General features: G+C 67.9%; 13 protein-coding genes. 8 read left to right on the top strand and 5 right to left on the bottom strand.

Features of this window, described 5'->3' with window-relative positions; translation table 11 throughout:
- Positions 1–15: 15 nt before the first annotated feature.
- The 4 genes from KIK09_RS34205 to KIK09_RS34220 all read left to right on the top strand — a co-directional run bounded on the left by KIK09_RS34205 (position 16) and on the right by KIK09_RS34220 (position 5,517).
- Positions 16–3,663: a multifunctional oxoglutarate decarboxylase/oxoglutarate dehydrogenase thiamine pyrophosphate-binding subunit/dihydrolipoyllysine-residue succinyltransferase subunit gene (locus tag KIK09_RS34205; RefSeq protein ID WP_214323521.1), complete on the top strand. Its 3,648-nt coding sequence runs from the start codon at positions 16–18 to the stop codon at positions 3,661–3,663.
- Between the two features lie 67 nt (positions 3,664–3,730).
- Complete coding sequence (locus KIK09_RS34210; RefSeq protein ID WP_214323522.1) at positions 3,731–3,907, top strand: DUF6104 family protein; 177 nt, start codon at positions 3,731–3,733, stop codon at positions 3,905–3,907.
- Between the two features lie 69 nt (positions 3,908–3,976).
- On the top strand, positions 3,977–4,777 hold the full coding sequence (locus KIK09_RS34215; RefSeq protein WP_214323523.1) for a DUF4097 family beta strand repeat-containing protein: 801 nt from the start codon (positions 3,977–3,979) through the stop codon (positions 4,775–4,777).
- Positions 4,774–5,517 (top strand): PadR family transcriptional regulator, encoded by a 744-nt coding sequence (locus KIK09_RS34220; protein ID WP_214323524.1) that lies wholly within the window; start codon positions 4,774–4,776, stop codon positions 5,515–5,517. Before KIK09_RS34215 ends, KIK09_RS34220 begins: the two co-directional genes overlap by 4 nt.
- Here the strand turns inward: KIK09_RS34220 and KIK09_RS34225 are convergent.
- The 4 genes from KIK09_RS34225 to KIK09_RS34240 all read right to left on the bottom strand — a co-directional run bounded on the left by KIK09_RS34225 (position 5,514) and on the right by KIK09_RS34240 (position 9,756).
- Positions 5,514–6,347, bottom strand: coding sequence for an oxygenase MpaB family protein (locus KIK09_RS34225; RefSeq protein WP_214323525.1), 834 nt, complete (start codon positions 6,345–6,347; stop codon positions 5,514–5,516). The two genes, KIK09_RS34220 and KIK09_RS34225, sit on opposite strands and share 4 nt — an antisense overlap.
- Before the next feature lie 76 nt (positions 6,348–6,423).
- Positions 6,424–7,380, bottom strand: a complete 957-nt coding sequence (locus tag KIK09_RS34230; protein ID WP_214323526.1) for a zinc-binding dehydrogenase — start codon at positions 7,378–7,380, stop codon at positions 6,424–6,426.
- A 9-nt stretch (positions 7,381–7,389) separates the two neighbouring features.
- Positions 7,390–8,271 (bottom strand): hypothetical protein, encoded by an 882-nt coding sequence (locus KIK09_RS34235; protein ID WP_214323527.1) that lies wholly within the window; start codon positions 8,269–8,271, stop codon positions 7,390–7,392.
- A gap of 45 nt (positions 8,272–8,316) precedes the next feature.
- Positions 8,317–9,756, bottom strand: a complete 1,440-nt coding sequence (locus KIK09_RS34240) for a TLP1 C-terminal extension domain-containing protein (protein WP_214323528.1) — start codon at positions 9,754–9,756, stop codon at positions 8,317–8,319.
- Positions 9,757–10,019: 263 nt separating this feature from the next.
- On the opposite strand from KIK09_RS34240, the gene KIK09_RS34245 reads away from it, so the two are divergent.
- From KIK09_RS34245 to KIK09_RS34255, 3 genes are all read left to right on the top strand, one after another.
- On the top strand, positions 10,020–11,141 hold the full coding sequence (locus tag KIK09_RS34245; RefSeq protein ID WP_214323529.1) for a trypsin-like serine peptidase: 1,122 nt from the start codon (positions 10,020–10,022) through the stop codon (positions 11,139–11,141).
- Positions 11,142–11,329: 188 nt separating this feature from the next.
- Entirely contained in the window at positions 11,330–12,412 is a 1,083-nt protein-coding gene (locus tag KIK09_RS34250; protein WP_214323530.1) for a trypsin-like serine peptidase, read from the top strand.
- Between the two features lie 199 nt (positions 12,413–12,611).
- On the top strand, positions 12,612–13,784 hold the full coding sequence (locus KIK09_RS34255) for a trypsin-like serine peptidase (protein ID WP_214323531.1): 1,173 nt from the start codon (positions 12,612–12,614) through the stop codon (positions 13,782–13,784).
- Positions 13,785–13,835: 51 nt separating this feature from the next.
- On the opposite strand, the gene KIK09_RS34260 is transcribed toward KIK09_RS34255, so the two are convergent.
- On the bottom strand, positions 13,836–15,128 hold the full coding sequence (locus KIK09_RS34260; protein ID WP_250574146.1) for an RNA-guided endonuclease InsQ/TnpB family protein: 1,293 nt from the start codon (positions 15,126–15,128) through the stop codon (positions 13,836–13,838).
- 876 nt (positions 15,129–16,004) lie between these two features.
- On the opposite strand from KIK09_RS34260, the gene KIK09_RS34265 reads away from it, so the two are divergent.
- Positions 16,005–17,534 carry a trypsin-like serine peptidase gene (locus KIK09_RS34265; RefSeq protein WP_214323532.1) on the top strand — a complete coding sequence of 510 codons (1,530 nt, stop codon included), beginning with the start codon at positions 16,005–16,007 and terminating at the stop codon, positions 17,532–17,534.
- The last annotated feature ends 227 nt before the right edge of the window (positions 17,535–17,761 follow it).

Raw genomic sequence — 17,761 nt, forward strand, 5'->3', positions numbered from 1 at the left:
AGGGCGATTTCCGCCGTGTCGTCTGAGTCGTCGCGGTCAAACCCGCTGGCAAGCTTTGGGCAGAACGAGTGGCTTGTCGACGAGCTGTACCAGAAGTATCTGCAGGACCCTGAGTCGGTAGACAAGGCCTGGTGGAACTTCTTCGCTGACTACAACCCTGATTACGGTCCAGGCCGGACCACGGGCAAGGAGGCGGCGAACGGCACAGCGACCGCGCCCTCCTCCGCTCCCGTGGCGGCACCACCCAGGCCGGTGCAGAAGCCGGCCGCTGAGAAGCCGAAGCAACCGGCAGCCCCGGTGCCCGCAGATGCCGAAGAGGTCAAGCTGCGCGGCGCGGCAGCGCGTACGGCGCTCAACATGGACCTGTCGCTGTCGGTCCCGACCGCGACGAGCGTCCGGGCGATCCCCGCCAAGCTCCTCATCGACAACCGCATCGTCATCAACAACCACCTGAAGCGCGGCCGCGGCGGCAAGGTGTCGTTCACTCACCTGATCGGCTTCGCCATCGTCAAGGCGCTGAAGTCGATGCCGGAGATGAACCACTCCTACACCGAGGTCGACGGCAAGCCCACGCTGGTCAAGCCGCCGCACGTCGGCTTCGGGCTGGCCATCGACGTCCAGAAGAGCAACGGCGAGCGTCAGCTGCTCGTGCCCTCGATCAAGAACGCCGAGTCGATGGACTTCCGGCAGTTCTGGATGGCCTACGAGGACATCGTGCGCAAGGCGCGCGCGGGCAAGCTCGGCGTCGACGACTTCGCCGGCACCACGATCTCGCTGACCAACCCCGGCACGATCGGCACCGTGCACTCCGTGCCCCGCCTGATGCCGGGCCAGGGCACGATCATCGGCGTCGGCGCGATGGAGTACCCGGCCGAGTACCAGGGTGCCTCCCCCGACACGCTGTCGCGGCTGGCCGTCTCCAAGGTCATGACGCTGACCAGCACCTACGACCACCGGATCATCCAGGGCGCCCAGTCGGGCGACTTCCTGCGCCAGATCCACCGGCTGCTGCTCGGCGAGGACGGCTTCTACGACGAGATCTTCGAGGCCCTGCGGATCCCGTACGAGCCGGTCCGCTGGGTGCAGGACATCTCCGCCTCGCACGACGACGACGTGGCCAAGTCCGCGCGTGTCATCGAGCTGATCCACGCCTACCGGGTGCGCGGCCACCTCATGGCCGAGACCGACCCGCTGGAGTACAAGCAGCGCAAGCACCCCGACCTGGACATCCAGTCGCACGGTCTGACGCTGTGGGACCTGGAGCGGGAGTTCGCCACCGGCGGTTTCGGCGGCCGTCCGCTGATGAAGCTGCGCGAGATCCTGGGCGTGCTGCGCGACTCCTACTGCCGCACGGTCGGCATCGAGTACATGCACATCCAGAACCCGGAGGAGCGGGCCTGGATCCAGGCGCGGGTGGAGAAGCCGCACGCCTCCCCCGACCGGGAGGAGCAGCTCAACATCCTGGGCCGGCTCAACACCGCCGAGGCGTTCGAGACGTTCCTGCAGACCAAGTTCGTCGGCCAGAAGCGCTTCTCGCTTGAGGGCGGCGAGTCCCTGATCCCGCTGCTCGACTCGGTGATCAGCGACGCCGCCGAGGAGGGCCTCGACGAGGTCGTCATGGGCATGGCCCACCGCGGCCGGCTGAACGTGCTGGCCAACATCGTCGGCAAGTCCTACGGGCAGATCTTCGGCGAGTTCGAGGGCAACATCGACCCGCGCACCGCCCACGGCTCCGGCGACGTCAAGTACCACCTGGGCTCCACCGGCACGTTCACCGCGCCGAGCGGCAAGACCATCAACGCCTCCGTGGTGGCCAACCCCTCGCACCTCGAGGCGGTCGACCCGGTGCTCGAGGGTGTCGTGCGGGCCAAGCAGGACCTGCTGGAGCGCGGCGAAGAGGGCTTCACCGTGCTGCCCGTCCTCATCCACGGCGACGCGGCCTTCGCCGGCCAGGGCGTGGTGGCCGAGACGCTGAACCTGTCGCAGCTGCGCGGCTACCGCACCGGCGGCACGGTCCACGTCGTGGTCAACAACCAGGTCGGCTTCACGACGAGCCCCGCCTCCTCGCGGTCGAGCGTGTACGCCACCGACGTGGCCCGGATGATCCAGGCGCCGATCTTCCACGTCAACGGCGACGACCCCGAGGCCGTGGTCCGCGTCGGCCAGCTGGCCTACGAGTACCGGCAGGCCTTCCGCAAGGACGTGGTCATCGACCTCATCTGCTACCGCCGCCGCGGTCACAACGAGGGCGACAACCCGGCCTTCACCCAGCCGCTGATGTACGACCTGATCGACGCCAAGCGCTCGACCCGCAAGCTCTACACCGAGGCGCTGATCGGGCGCGGCGACATCACGGTCGAGGAGGCCGAGCAGGCGCTGCGCGACTACCAGGCCAAGCTGGAGCAGGCCTTCACCGAGACCCGTGAGGCGTCCAAGCGTCCGCAGGAGAGCGACCTGAAGGTCGCGCCTGCCGAGGTCGTCAAGTGGTCGCACGACGACACGCCCACCGCGATCTCCGACGAGACGCTCAAGCGCATCGTCGACACCCAGCTCAACCTGCCTGAGGGCTTCACCGTGCACCCGCGCCTGGCGCCGGTGCTGCAGCGGCGCGGCCAGATGGTGGAGACCGACTCGATCGACTGGTCGATGGGCGAGACGCTGGCGTTCGGGTCGCTGCTGATCGACGGGCACCCGGTGCGCCTGGTCGGGCAGGACTCCCGCCGCGGCACGTTCACGCAGCGGCATGCCGTACTGGTCGACCGGATGAGCGGTGAGGAGCACACGCCGCTCAAGACCTTCAACAAGGACACCACGAAGTTCTACGTCTACGACTCGCTGCTGAGCGAGTTCGCGGCGCTGGGCTTCGAGTACGGCTACAGCGTCGTGCGACCCGAGGCGCTGGTCGCCTGGGAGGCCCAGTTCGGCGACTTCGTCAACGGTGCCCAGACGATCATCGACGAGTTCATCTCCTCCGGTGAGCAGAAGTGGGGGCAGAAGTCCTCGGTCGTGCTGCTGCTGCCGCACGGCTACGAGGGTCAGGGCCCCGACCACTCCTCCGCCAGGATCGAGCGGTTCCTGCAGGTGTGCGCGCTGGACAACATGACCGTCGCGCAGCCGTCGACGCCGGCCAACTACTTCCACCTGCTGCGCTGGCAGGTCGAGTCGGGCCGGCAGAAGCCGATGGTCGTCTTCACGCCCAAGTCGCTGCTGCGGCACAAGCGGGCCACGTCCAAGGCATCGGACTTCACCTCCGGCACCTTCCAGCCGGTGCTCGGCGACACCACGGTCGACCCGGCCAAGGTCACCAAGGTCCTGCTCTGCTCGGGCAAGGTCTACTACGACCTGGAGCATGGCAGGGAGCAGTCCGGCCGCGACGACGTGGCGATCGTCCGGCTCGAGCGGCTCTACCCGTTCCCCACCGAGGAGCTCACGGCCGAGCTGGCCCGCTACGGCTCGAACGTGCAGCTGATCTGGGTGCAGGACGAGCCGGTCAACATGGGCCCGTGGCCGTACCTGACGCTCAAGCTGGCCGAGGACCCGAAGCTGCTCGGCGGGCGTCCGCTCGGCCGCGTCTCGCGGACGCCGAACAGCTCGCCCGCGACCGGATCCCACAACGCTCACGACACGGAGCTCGAGGGGATCCTGACGGAGCTGTTCGCCTGACAGATCACCCGTGAAAGGCCCCCGCCCCGGCGGGGGCCTTTCCACATCATGAGGGAGTTTCCACGCCATGTACTTCACCGATCGCGGGATCGAGGAGCTCGTCGAGCGGCGCGGCGAGGAGGAGGTCACGCTGGCCTGGCTCGGTGAGCGGCTGCGCGAGTTCGTCGATCTCAACCCGGAGTTCGAGACGCCCGTCGAGCGGCTGGCCACGTGGCTGGCCCGGCTGGACGACGAGGACGAATAAACGCGATACATCTTGAGTTCTCGCCGAACGCGACATATCGTGTCGGTAGACGCCGTGTTTGGAGGGGACATGAACCAGTGGTCGATCGAGGGGCCTGAGACGCTGACGTTCGGACCGGTACGGTCCCTGGACGTGCGGATCGTGGCGGGCCGGCTGAACGTGCTGGCCAGCGACGGGCCACCAACCCTGGAGGTGGCCGAGGTCGACTCGTCCCCGCTGATCGTGACCTACGACGAGGAGCACCAGCAGCTCGTCGTCGCCTACAAGGACCTCACCTGGGACGGCCTGCTCAGCTGGCTGCGCCGCGACAAACGCCACTCCTCGGTGACCATCACGGCCCCCAAGACCTGCTCGGTCAACGCCGGGGTCGTCTCGGCCCAGGCCGTGGTCGCGGGCTTCGAGAAGATGACGCAGGTCAGGTCCGTCTCGGGCGACATCGTGCTGGACGGCGTGAGCGGCGACGTCAGCGCCACCACGGTGTCGGGCGCCGTGGAGAGCCGGTCCCTGGAGGGCGACCTGGCCTTCAAGAGCGTCTCGGGCGAGCTGACGGTGGCCGACGGCACCCCGCGCAGGCTGCGCGCCAACTCGGTCGCCGGCCGGATCACCTGCGACCTGCGGCTGCGGCCCACCGGCCACGTGACGCTCAACAGCGTCTCCGGTGACATCCTGGTCAGGCTGCCGGAGAACGTGGAGGCGGACGTCAACATCCGCTCCACCTCGGGCCGCCTGGTCAGCACGTTCGACGAGCTGTTCACCGCGAACAACCCCGGGAGCAAGACGCTCCAGGGGCGGCTGGGCGGCGGCATGGCCTCCCTGTCCGCGACCACGGTCTCGGGCGAGGTCGCGCTGCTCAAAGGGGAGAAGGAATGAGCCCTGTCTTTGGTCATGGCCGGCTGCGGCTGTATCTGCTCAAGTTGCTCGAGGAGAGCCCGCGGCACGGCTATGAGGTGATCAGGCTGCTGCAGGACCGCTTCCTCGGGGTCTACTCGCCCTCTCCCGGCACGATCTACCCGCGCCTGGCCCGCCTGGAGGAGGAGGGCCTGGTGACGCACGAGGTGATCGACGGCAAGAAGGTGTTCTCGATCACCGACCAAGGCCGCGAGGAGCTCAACTCGCGCATGGACGAGCTCGCCGACCTGGAGCAGGAGATCTCCGCCTCCGTGCGCGACATCGCCCGCGAGGTCAAGGAGGACGTCCGCGACACCGTCAGGTCGCTGCGCGACGAGCTGACCAGGATGGCCAAGGACGTGGGCACCGGCACCCGCGAGGACGCCAGGCGCATGCGCGACCGGCAGAAGGAAGAGCTCCGCCGGATCAAGGAGCAGCAGAAGCGCCAGTGGATGGAGCACGCCCACAACTGGCAGGGCGAGAGCGAGCGCCTGAGCGGCGAGTGGCGCAGGATCTGGACCGAGGTCTGGGCCACGCTGGGCGGCGCGCCCGCCAACCGCGCCGAGCTCGACACCGAGCTGGGCGGCCTGCTGGCCGACTTCGTGGCCGAGGTGCGGCAGGAGGCCTCAGGCAGCGACCTGACCCGTCAGCGGCTGACCGAGGTGCGCGCCACGCTGAAGGTGGCGGCCGACAAGATCCGCCAGACACTGGAGCACGACTAGGCGGCCAGCTCCCGCGGGTTCCTGGCGGCGCGGCGGGCGTGGTAGGCGATCGGCATGTAGCGCAGCCGCTCGGGCAGCCTGGGAGCGATCACCGCGACCGCGCGCCCGACCTGCCGCAGCCGCCGCTCCTCCCGCGCCGTCCAGGTCAGCCCCAGCTTCTGCCGTACGGCGGGCGGCAACATGCCCACGGTGACGAAGTAGTTGAACTCCCCCGTCCCCATCCCGAACGGCTTCCACAGCGCCTCGGGCAGCCCCGGCGGCTTCGGGCTGCGCCGCAACTGCGCGAGCACGTCGAGCGCCGTCGGATGGGCCTCGAGCCGGTTGGCGACCATGTCGTCGAAGTAGGCCCAGAAGGCCCTCAGGTCCCGCGGCATCTCCCGCTCCGGGACCCGCAGGATCCGCCCGAGGTGGCGCGCCTCCTCATACAGCCGCTCCTGCTGCCGGGTGCTGTACGGCGTGCCGAAGTACCGCCGCAGCACGATGAAGCGCTCGAACAGCGACAGGTGCACGAACGCCCAGGCCTCGCCGTTGAGCGCGTGGTAGCCGCGGCCCCGCTCGTCGACGCCGTTGATGAGCCGGTGCAGCTCGCGCAGGCGGAGCCCCTCGGCGGGTCCGTCCTGCCCGCCGTACACCCAGGTCTGGACGGAGGTGAGGGTGCGGTTGAGCCTGCCCCACGGGTCGGTCTTGTAGGTGGAGTGCTCGGCGACGGCCGCGCCGACGGCCGGGTGCATGGTCTGGATCACCAGTGCGCTGCCGGCCACGAACAGGTTGCGGTATTCGCCTGCCGTCTCCCAGTGCATCGAGCCGGGGCCGAAGGGCTCAACGTCCATGGTCACGCCTCCCGGGTGATACAACACCTCTTTCTTTGTATCACCCGGAACACATGGAAGTAACCCATCACTTATCTCAGACGGTGAACACGATCTTGCCGAAGACGTCGCCGGACTCCAGCGCCGCGAACCCCTCGCGCGCCTCGGTGAGCGGCAGCGTGCGGTCGATGAGCGGGCGGACCCCGGTCTGCTCCAGGAACACGGCCAGGCGCGCGAGCTGGTCGCGGGTGCCCATGGTGGAGCCGACCACCGACAGCTGCAGGAAGAAGACCCGGTTGAGGTCGGCGGGCGGGACCGCGCCGCTGGTGGCGCCGGAGACCACGATGCGCCCGCCCGGCTTGAGCGCCTTGAGCGAGTGGTCCCAGGTGGCCTGGCCGACGGTCTCCATGACCGCGTCGACCCGCTCGGGAAGCCTGGCGCCGGTCTCGAAGGCCTGGTCGGCGCCGAGCTCCAGGGCCCGCTCCCGCTTCTCGGCCGAGCGCGAGGTGACCCAGACGCGGTAGCCGCCCGCCCTGCCGAGCGCGATCAGCGCGGTGGCCACGCCGCCGCCGGCGCCCTGCACCAGGACGGTCGAGCCAGGCTGGAGCCCGGCCTTGTCGAAGAGCATGCGGTAGGCGGTCAGCCAGGCCGTGGGCAGGCAGGCGGCCTGCTCGAAGCTGAGCGCGGCAGGCTTGGGCACCAGGTTGCGCCGGGGCACGGCCACCCGCTCGGCGAACGTGCCGTCGTGCACCTCCGACAGCAGCGACCGCTTGGGATCGAGCGTCTCATCGGCGCCGGTGCCGATGACGGAGTGGACGATGACCTCGTTGCCGTCCTCGTCCAGTCCGGCCGCGTCGCACCCGAGCACGATCGGCAGCCGGTCCTGCCTGATGCCGACGCCCTTGAGCGTCCACAGGTCGTGGTGGTTGAGCGCGGCGGCCTTGACCGTGACGGTGGTCCAGCCGTCCGGCGTCTTGGGCTCCGGGTGCTCGCCGAGCGTCAGCCCGGCCAGCGGATTGTCGGGATCGGTCTGTGTGGCGGTTACGGCGAACATGGCCGCACCCTACTTCAGCGTGATCCGCACTCCTGCGATGGCCCGCTGGACGAAGTCACCGTCGCCCGAGGCGGCGACCTGCACGTCACCCCTGCAGACGAACGTGGCGGGCCGCCCGCGCCCGTCGATCACGGAGGGCATCCTGGCGTTGTGGCGGCAGCCGGGGGTGGGGATCAGCGTGAGCATGTCGCCGCCGTCGCCGCCGAACCACAGCTGCGGCCCGACGGGGTCGCCGCGCGCGGTCTCGCCCGGCGCGGCCATGCGCACGATGCCCTTGCCGCTGAGCACGAGGAAGCCGCCGGGGACGACCCTGCCGCGCAGGTCGCCGGCCGCCGCCATGCGCTGGTCGAACTCCAGCCCCTCCGGCCGGTCGTACATGGCCACCTTCCAGCGCCCGAAGGAGTACAGCAGCACCTGGCCGTCGGAGGGGAAGCCCGGCTGGTGCGGCCAGAGCGTGACGTTCGAGGACAGCTTCCTGATCGGCAACCCGCCCTTGGAGATCTCGATCTCACCGTCGTAGGGCGGCAGGAGCGGCAGGTAGTGCCCGGCCACCCACACGCCACGGAACGGCCGCAGCCCCAGCTCCTCCAGCCGCACGTCGGCCGGGTACCGCACCTCGGCCGCGCGCCCGTCGGGGAAGACCACGTCCAGGCGCGCCTGCCCGCCCTTCACGACGGGCTTGGGATACAGGACGTTCGGGGCGCCGCTGATGGTGACCACCATCGACGGCACCGGGCTCGGCGCCGGCGTGGGCTTCGGAACGGCTCCCGGCTCGCGGCTGGCCAGCAGGCTGATCGCGGGGACGGCCAGCAGCCCGAGCACGATCAGCAGGCCGATCCACCGGCGACGGCCCCGCTCACCCGATTCGATCACGTCGAACTGATCGGACATACGCCCTCCGAACCCAGTCCAATCCAGGGCGGACGGCCGACGCTCTTACCAAACGGCTACATTGACCTTCCCATCGCTGGTAACCCTGACGGCCTGCCCGACCAGCTCCCGCGACTCGGCCTCCGCGATGAGGTCCTGGCTGGTCACGTGCGCGTACGCCCGGGTCCGATCGGGCAGGTCGAGCACGAGGATCCCGCGCTGCGCCGCCCCGTCGCGCCCGTGCGCGACCGTGTAACCGGCCACGACCGCCTCGCCCTCGTAGGCGGGCACGATCTCGACAGGCTTGGCGGTGAACACCGGCGCCGCGTCGCCCAGCCGGCCGCCCGGCTCGGTGGACCAGACAGCGTAGGCGTGCTTGGTCAGGTGCATGCCCACCGCCGTGACCAGGCCGTGCCCGCCCTGCGCGCGCAGCAGCCCGGCCATGGTCGCCGTCGAGTGCAGGACGTAATCGCTCGAGGGCCCTCCGGCGTACGGCAGGCCGCCCGTGACCGTGAGCCCGCGGGGATCGCAGGGGTCGAGCCCGACCGCGTCGCAGGCCTGGCGCAGCGCGATGGCGAAGCAGCTGTAGACGTCAAGGGCGTCCATGTCACCGAGGGACAGCCCGGCCCGCTCGAACGCGTTCTCCGCCGCCCTGCCGATGGCCTGCGAGGACCCGAGTTCGGGCCGCGCGGCCACCTCCCAGGTGTCCTCCGCGTACGCCCACCCCCGCAGGTACACCCGCCGGTCGCGGGGCACTCCCAGCCGGTCGGCCAGCTCGGTGCTGACCAGCAGCACGGCCGCCGCCTGATCCACCTCGATGACCGCGACGGTGTTCCTGCTGTACGGCCAGCCGACGAACCTGTTGCCGGTGACGAGCTCCTCAGGCGTGCGCGCGGTGCGCCGCCAGGCGTACGGGTTGGCCGCGGCGACCTCGGTCATCGGGGCCATCATGCGGCCGCGGTCGGCCATCTCCTCCTCGATGCTCCACCCCCGGGCCGCCCTGCGGGCGGTCTCCATGATCGCGTAGGTGTGCACGGGCAGGAACAGCTCGTGCGCCAGCTCGCTGGGGTGGGGCGGCCGCTCCCAGCCGTAGGCCGGTTTGGGGTCGGCCGGGTGGCTCCACGGCGCGCGCTCCTGGCGCTGCCGGTAGTGGCGCCTGGTGGCCAGCGCCTCGGCCCCCGCCACCAGGGCGGAGTCGAGCTCGCCCGCGGCGATCCTGGCGGCGGCCTCGCCGATCAGCAGCTGCGGAGCCGTACCGCTGACCTTGGAGTAGGCCCGGTGCCCCGGCACGGCGCCCAGCCGGGCGGCCAGGCGGTCGACCGGGGCGTCGTACTGCCAGGAGTCGGTGTAGACGAGCTGGATGGACTCGAGGCTCTCGGGGGTGAGACCGGCTTCTCCGGCGGCCTCGCGGGCCACCTGCTCCCACAGGTCGAGCGGCTCGGGGCCGGGCTGCTCGCGCACGGTGCGCTGGGCGGCGCCGACGAGGCAGGGGGTGCGTGGATCCATGCCTCAATCTAGCAGAACATGATTCGGTTGCAATTGTTGATTAGTGTTGCCGGTGTTACCGGAGAAAATTCCCACCTGCGGAAATACTTTCTGCGAATACATGCGGTTTCGGTATTTCCATAACGGAACGGGAACCGATCCATGCTTTTTCACGTCGTTTCGTGGCCGAGCTCTCGCGACATTCATTAACGTTCCGATCGTTTTCCTGGCCCACCGGGGCGCAGTACCCCGCTCTGGGCCGCCGAGAACTTGGAAGGAGCTTCATGAATTCCCGAGCAAGGCGCATCGCGTTCCCGATCGCCGGACTGGCCGCCGTGGGGCTGGCCGCCGGCCTGGTGAACACCACCTCGGCGAACGCGTCCTCACCCAAGGACGTCGTGTCCAGGAACGCCACGACGCCCGCGGAACAGGCCGTCCAGTTCTGGACACCTGACCGCATCAAGCAGGCCACCAACTTCGACAACTCCGTCGGCGCCAGCTCCAAGGGCGTCAAGGGCAGCAACTCCGCTCCCGACGGTCCCCCCGGATCCGTCCCGCCGATCGGCGAGGAGAAGACCAAGACCGTCAAGAGCAAGCAGGTCAACCTGCCCAACACGGTGGGCCGCGTGTTCTTCACGCTGCCAGGGGCCAACCCGAACGACCCGCGCAGCTGGCGTTACTGCTCGGCGAGCTCTGTGCAGAGCAAGTACCGCAACCTCGTGGCGACCTCCGCGCACTGCGTCTACGACACCCAGAAGAACGTTTTCTACGACAACTGGATTTTCATCCCGTCGTACTGGGACGGCGACAACGCGTGGGAGGGCAAGGCGCCCTACGGCATCTACGCGGCCAAGACGTTCAACGCGCACGACGATTTCGTGGTGAAGGAGGACTACGACTTCGACTACGCGTTCGTCAACGTCTACAACGGCATCAAGGTCAAATGGGAGAAGGTCAACAACAAGTGGCAGTGGACGGTCAAGAACGTCGGCCGTCTGGGTGACAACGTCGGCGGCCAGGGCTTCACCTGGAACCGCAGCACCAAGCTGAACGTCTTCTCCTTCGGCTACCCGGCCGGCCCGCACCCCGACGGCGACAAGCCCTACACCGGTCGCACGATGAAGTGGTGCTACGGCAAGACCGCGCCGATGCCCGAGGCCAAGAAGTACAACGCCCAGGAGCACATCGGCTTCAGGTGCTCCTTCACCGCCGGTGCGAGCGGCGGGCCGTTCATCTACAACTACAAGAGCGCCTCGCGCACCGGCTACCTGGTCGGCGTGAACAGCATCGCGTGGGACACCGACGGCAACGACCGCTACGACCACATCTCGTCGCCGTACTTCAACACCGACACCTACAAGGTCTACAAGGCCGCAGCCAACCTCTGGACCGGCAACATGCCGTAACGGCGGGCCTGCTCGCGAGGCCCCGGCCCGCTCCCTGGCCGGGGCCTCTGAGCTGCTGGAACGCGTGTTTGACGTGGCTCTTATGTAACGCACACCACTCTTGATCAGATAACGAATCCCCATCCGAGCTGCAATACAGCCTGTGGATCTGGAAAAATCCACCCTTACGACCCCAAGAAAGGCATTTCATGATCCCCCCGGTCCGGCGCCTGCTGGCGGCTGCGCTCTTCGGCGCGCTGCTCGTGCTGCCCGGATTCACCGGGGCGGCGCAGGCCGATTCCAGCTTGCAGACCGTGTGGCTGGCCAAGACAGCCGCCGATGTTCAGAAGGTCGCCAACTACTGGAACCCGGACAAGCTCAAGAAGGCCGACAACTACGCCCCCGCCACTCCGGCCACCAAGCCCGCGACCCCCACCTCCACCTCCACCGCCGCGGCCACCGCCGGGCCGGTCACCAAGGTGCTCAAGGGCCGCACCGCACCGCGCGTGACGCCGGTCGCGCCGAGGAAGGGCGGGGCGGCGAGCACCATCGGCAAGGTCTTCTTCCGCTTCGGCGACAAGGAGTACTGGTGCTCGGCCAGCTCGGTCGCCGCGGGCAACCGCAGCGTGGTGGCCACCGCCGGGCACTGCGCCTATGACCCGCGCCAGGGTGTGACCGCCCAGTACTGGATCTTCGTCCCCAACCCGGGACCCAACGGCGAGACGCCGAACGGGATCTACGTGGGCTCCTCGATCAGCATGCACCTGGACTGGGCGGGCAAGGGCGACTACGACTTCGACTACGCCTTCGTCACCGTGCACCGCGGGTTCACCTGGACCGAGAAGGACGGCAAGTACGTCATGACGGACGTCGGCCGGCTCCAGGACAACGTGGGCGGCGATGGCCTGGCGATCAACCAGAAGATCGGCGGCGCGGCCTTGGCCTTCGGCTACCCGGCGGGCCCGCAGCCCGACGGCAGCCGGCCGTACGACGGCAGGACCCTCGAGCTGTGCAAGGGGCTCACCTCCTGGACCGTCGCCCCCGGCCTCGACCTGCAGAAGGGCGTGCAGCTGCAGCCGTGCAGCTTCACCGCCGGCGCGAGCGGCGGGCCCTGGCTGGTCAACTACAACGCGGCGCAGAAGCTGGGCGACCTCACCGGGATCAACAGCCTGACCTGGAACCGGGACGCCAAGGGGGCCTACGACGCGGTCTCCTCGCCCAACTTCGACTCGGTCACCGGCGAGATCTACCGACACGCCGCGGCGCTGACCACGCCGTCAAAAGTGACGTAAGTCACATCCGACTCGATCTCCTCCGCGCTGATCAGCGACGATACGATCACTCTCCGGTTTTGGATCTTTGGGTGGCCTTTGACTGGGCATACCGGAAATTCCCATGACCAGAGTCAGACCGGTAGGTTCCTGCGCTGACCATCTGCTGATTTATCGGGCGCGCCCGGACTCAGCGCAAGGCAAGCCTGGAGTCTTAACCGTGAAGCGAATCCTCCTCCCGGTCGGCGGCGCCGTACTGGCGACCGGCCTGCTCGCCGCGAGCCTCATGGGCGGCACCGCCCAGGCCGCCGACGACATCGCCAAGGACCCGATGGCCTCCAACACCGGAGAGGCCTCCAAGATCGCCTCGTTCTGGGCGGCCTCCAACTTCGCCGCTCTCCGCCAGGCGACCCAGTACACCTGGGACTCCAAGGAAGTGTCGAAGAAGGTCGTCTCCAAGGGCGCCTACACCCCCGACGGACGCCCGGGCTCGGTCAACCCGACCGGCCAGGACAAGGCGCCGACCGTCAGGGCCCAGAACGTCAACATCCCCAGGACCGTCGGCAAGGTCTTCTTCGTCGACGGGCAGGGCAAGTTCCGCTGGTGCTCGGCCACCTCCGTCCAGTCGCAGTACCGCAACCTGGTCGCCACCGCCGGCCACTGCGTCTACGACACCGACGCGAACACCGACGTGCTGGACAACTGGGTCTTCGTGCCCGGCTACTACCAGGGCAAGATGCCGTGGGGCATCTACGTCGGCAAGCAGGCCTTCACCCACTACGACTTCGACACCTACGAGGACTACGACCGCGACTACGCGTTCGTCACCGTCTACAACGGCATCCTCTTCGACGGGGTCAAGCAGGTCGACGCCAAGGACTACGGCCGCTTCACCGGGCCCAAGTGGAGCCACGGCGGGCACAACTACATCCTGCTGTCCAAGGACGCCGGCCGCCTCGGTGACGCCGTCGGCGGCCAGGGCATCGCCTGGAACCAGCCCACCGGCAAGACGGTCCGCACCTTCGGTTACCCCGCGGCCCCGCACCCCGATGGCAACCGGCCCTACTCCGGTGTCACCCCGAAGACCTGCTACGGCCCGACCACCGCGAAGGCCGTCGGCGCGCCCTGGCTCAAGATCGAGGAGCACATCGGCCTCAAGTGCGCCGTCACGCCCGGCTACGACGGCGGCCCCTGGCTGATCCAGTACAACAACGGGCGCCGTCTCGGCCTGGTCAACGGTGTCACCAGCACCTTCGCGGACCAGGACGGGAACGACCGCATCGACACCATCACCTCGCCGTACTTCGACGGCGAGACGGCGGCGGTGTACAACGCGGCCAAGAGCGTCTGGTCCGGCAAGATCGTCGGCCCGAACGGCGAACTCTACAAATGACGTCCCCCCGGTCTTAAAAGACCGGGACTCCCAGTACGCCGGCGCGGGCTGCTACCGCGTCGGCGTTCTGGTTGGTTGACGCTTCGTAGACCGCCCAACGGCGAGGTCTCCACGTCCTGACACGGCATGTCCTGCCGCGTTTTTGATGTTGACAGCGGCGTTCACGTCCGCGTGCGCGACCATCTCACAGGAGGTGCAGGCGAACCGCGCTTGGCTCTCACGCGATGTCGCGTCCACCCACCCGCAGGCCGAGCACGTGATGCTCGTGTAAGCCGGATTGACTTTGACAATCCGGGTGCCGGTACGGCGAGCCGCGTTGCCGAGCGAGCGCTCCAGCCCGTGCCAGCCTTTGTCCAGGATGGCCCGGTTGAGCCCGGACTTCTGGGCGACGTTCGTCCCTGGCTGGTCGACAGTGCCGGCCGCCGAGGCAGTCATATTCTTCGTTTTTAGGTCTTCGAGTACAACTGTGCCGTACCGATCGCACAGACTCGCCGCAGTGCGGGCGTTGAAGTCCGCGCGGCGGTACCGGACCCGCCGCATGATCGCCCCGAGTTGAGCCACCACTGTCTTACGTCGGTTGCTTCCTCTCCAACTCCGGGCGAGTTGCTGCTGCAGCCTGCGGTACCGTGCGGCCTCGCCCGCCGTGATGAAGACGCGGTTGAACAGGTCGCCGTCAGAGGTGGTGGCGGCCACCACCACACCCCGGTCGATGCCCACGGCCGGGCCAGGATGCGCCGCAGGGGTAGTCAGGCCGTCCTCGACCAAGAAACTGATGTGCCAGTGCGCGCCATCGAAGGAGACGGTTGCCGATCGGATGATCCCACCTAGCGGCCGGGTCCAGCGGAACCGGACCCATCCGAACTTGGGCAGCTTGGCCCGACCCCACCTGCGGGAAAGTCGTTCGACCGCGATCTGGCCCGGCGAGGGAAACCGGAACGAGGACTGCCATCGGCGGACCGCACGCCAGCGCACCTTCCACGCGCCATGCCGAGCACAGGCCGCATCCAGATCCTTCAAGGTCTGCTGGAGCACCTGGGCCGGGGCCTCGCCCAGCCAGGGGAACTCCGCTTTGGCTTCGGCAAGCTGGCGGCACTGCTCGGCGTAGCCAATGAACGCGCCCCGCCGCCGATAATGGCGGCGCTGCTCCAGGCCGGTATTCCAGACGCTGCGACAGATCGCACCGATCTTCTCAGCGAACAGTTCCTGCCCCGAGGTGAACTCCAGCCGGTAGCGGCGGCCCGTCAGCACCAGCAGCACCTCCTCGCCTCGCGTATCGAACACATTATCGCCTGAGCCGTGAGCGAGGCAGCCGAATACCAGCTGGTAGACATGCGGATTCAGCATGGTGAAACGTCTTCGACGATGCGATGCTGCACCGCTGCCAGGAAAGATCGCGATCGAAGCTTGCAGCAGCCTCGAGCCCGAGCTAAGCGAGTTCAACAGCGATGACGACGACGTCCACTTGGCGCCCCACCCGCCTATGCCGCCCTCAGCAAGCTGGTCAATGGCCTAGAGGGGGTTCCTGCGGCGACCGCCTATGTCGATCATCAAGCAGTACATCAAGCAGCAGTGCCGACCAAACCTGCCAGCCCCGGGCCATGGTTCGCCGGGTCGGCGGGATGCGGGTCGGCGGATGCCGGCGCCCTGTACGGCGCACCCGCCGAGGCCGTGGGACGCGGGGCACAGGGCGTCGTAGCGGCGGTCAGCGTGCCGCGCCGGAGGAGCGTCTCCCTGGACGGGGCCCGGCCGAAGTGCGGCGGGTGGCGGTGGGGTGGCCTTGCCGTACGAGGAGAAGCTTCAGAACGGGATATCGCACGCGAAATGAGGCCACAGAACGGCCCGCCGGGGCGCGGAAGGGGCCGTGCGGGCGCGAACCTGAAGATCTCCTGTGAGTTGTGGAGCGAATTAGACGGAGATCGAGCCGATCCGGTTCCTGTGATCTGAGTCACATTATGTGGCTCACGGACTGTGGTGTGCCACTTACGGTGCTTTCGAGCCATCCGCGAACATCCCCGCCCTACCCAGTAAGAACGTGGCGAGACGATCACTCGCCGCAAAGATCTCTGACTGATAACAGAACAGTCACGGCGGTAAGGGTGACTACCAGATGCCCCAAAGCGGCTTTTACCTGCGGAGATCACCGCGCTATGTTCCTGGCTATCCCTTTACTGACGCATGGGACGCGTGTTGCGACCCACGACAGAGCAAGGAGCAGTTCCCTTGAAGCGCATCCTCATCCCCGCCGGTGGTGCCGTTCTGGCTACCGGCCTTCTGGCCGCTGGCCTTGCCAGCACTGCCACGGCCGCCAGCGACGTAGCCACCGACCCGATGGCGGCGAGCGCGGCAAATGCGAAGGCCATCGCCCAGTTCTGGGCCGAGTCCAACGGCGCCGCCCTGAAGGCGGCCACCGAGTCCAACGTCTGGGACAAGGCTGACGTCGCCAAGCTGCAGAGCAAGGGCGGCTACACCGCGGACACCAAGCCCGGCTCCACGGCCCCGATCGGCCAGGAGAAGAAGACGTCCTCGAAGTACCAGAACGTCAACATCCCCAAGACGATCGGCAAGGTCTTCTTCGTCAACGGCAAGGGCGAGAAGAAGTGGTGCTCCGCCACCTCGGTCCAGTCGAAGTACCGCAACCTGGTCGCCACGGCCGGCCACTGCGTCTACGACACCCAGAGCAACGTCGACACCATGTCGAAGTGGGTCTTCGTGCCCGGCTACTACCAGGGCAAGGCGCCCTGGGGCATCTTCGTGGGTAAGCAGGCCTTCACCCACTACGACTTCGACAACTACGAGGACTACGACCGCGACTACGCCTTCGTTACCGTCTACAACGGCATCAAGGTCAACAACGTCGCGCCGAAGGAGGTCTCGAAGGCCGACTTCGACAAGTACCAGGGCATCAAGGACGCCAAGGACGTCCAGATCACCCGGGACGAGTTCCGCAAGTGCAAGCTCGACCCGACCTCCACCACCTCCTGCTGGGTCAAGAGGGGCTCGGACGCTCAGCCGACCGGTCCTGACTACCCCGGCGCCCAGGTCGCCAAGGTCGAGGTGTCCGAGGACACCTACAAGGCCGCCAAGGTCGGCAAGGGCAACGGTTTCAAGTTCGGTGAGCCCGTCACCGAGATCGTGACCGACCCGCAGGCGCAGGAGTACCTCAAGAACCAGAAGGCCGACGCCAAGAAGTACCCGGCCACGGTCAAGCAGGACGCTCGCGGCAACTGGACCATTACTCACTTCTACACGCAGCAGTGGTACAAGCCGGGCGAGGAGACCAAGTTCTACAAGACGGTCTTCTACATCATCGAGAGCTCGGCGCTGGACGCCGGTCGTCTCGGTGAGGCCGTCGGTGGCCAGGGCATCGCGTGGAACCAGCCCACCGGCAAGTACGTCCGCGTGTTCGGCTACCCGGCCGCTCCTCACCCGGACGGCAACAAGCCCTACACCGGCGTCACGCCGAAGTGGTGCTACGGCAAGACCTCGAAGAAGCTCGTCGGCTCCGCCGCCAAGAAGATCGAGGAGCACATCGCCCTCAAGTGCGCCATGACCGAGGGCGCCGACGGTGGCCCGTGGCTGTACAAGTACAGCAACACCAAGCGTCTCGGCTACGTGAACGGTGTCACCAGCACCTTCAACGACCAGGACGGCAACGGCCGCGTCGACTACATCTCCTCGCCTTACTTCGACGGCGAGACGGCTGCTGTCTACAAGGCCGCCGCCAACGTGTGGTCCGGCAAGATCGTCTAGTTCGCTAGACCCCCAACGATCATCTCCAGGCGATCGTTGACCCCGTAACACCCGAGGGGCCCGGCATCGCCGGGCCCCTCGGTCGTTTTTGTGTGGCCCTTTGGACGCAGGAGACGTCCGGACGGTGCCATCCAGGCGATGTGATGTGCGTCACACCGGATCCGTCCGGCACTCCTGGACGGCACTCCAGTCACAGAAGCCACACTTACCCCGCACTTATGCTGATC

This window comes from Nonomuraea sediminis, assembly GCF_018531495.1.
Lineage (GTDB): Bacteria > Actinomycetota > Actinomycetes > Streptosporangiales > Streptosporangiaceae > Nonomuraea > Nonomuraea sediminis.

What these genes read in the sequence shown, in the direction of transcription:
- KIK09_RS34235 (WP_214323527.1), bottom strand. Translation starts at nt 8,271, where the DNA reads ATGTCCGATCAGTTCGACGTGATCGAATCGGGTGAGCGGGGCCGTCGC.
- KIK09_RS34210 (WP_214323522.1), top strand. Translation starts at nt 3,731, where the DNA reads ATGTACTTCACCGATCGCGGGATCGAGGAGCTCGTCGAGCGGCGCGGC.
- KIK09_RS34250 (WP_214323530.1), top strand. Translation starts at nt 11,330, where the DNA reads ATGATCCCCCCGGTCCGGCGCCTGCTGGCGGCTGCGCTCTTCGGCGCG.
- KIK09_RS34260 (WP_250574146.1), bottom strand. Translation starts at nt 15,128, where the DNA reads ATGCTGAATCCGCATGTCTACCAGCTGGTATTCGGCTGCCTCGCTCAC.
- KIK09_RS34240 (WP_214323528.1), bottom strand. Translation starts at nt 9,756, where the DNA reads ATGGATCCACGCACCCCCTGCCTCGTCGGCGCCGCCCAGCGCACCGTG.
- KIK09_RS34225 (WP_214323525.1), bottom strand. Translation starts at nt 6,347, where the DNA reads ATGGACGTTGAGCCCTTCGGCCCCGGCTCGATGCACTGGGAGACGGCA.
- KIK09_RS34215 (WP_214323523.1), top strand. Translation starts at nt 3,977, where the DNA reads ATGAACCAGTGGTCGATCGAGGGGCCTGAGACGCTGACGTTCGGACCG.
- KIK09_RS34220 (WP_214323524.1), top strand. Translation starts at nt 4,774, where the DNA reads ATGAGCCCTGTCTTTGGTCATGGCCGGCTGCGGCTGTATCTGCTCAAG.
- KIK09_RS34230 (WP_214323526.1), bottom strand. Translation starts at nt 7,380, where the DNA reads ATGTTCGCCGTAACCGCCACACAGACCGATCCCGACAATCCGCTGGCC.
- KIK09_RS34245 (WP_214323529.1), top strand. Translation starts at nt 10,020, where the DNA reads ATGAATTCCCGAGCAAGGCGCATCGCGTTCCCGATCGCCGGACTGGCC.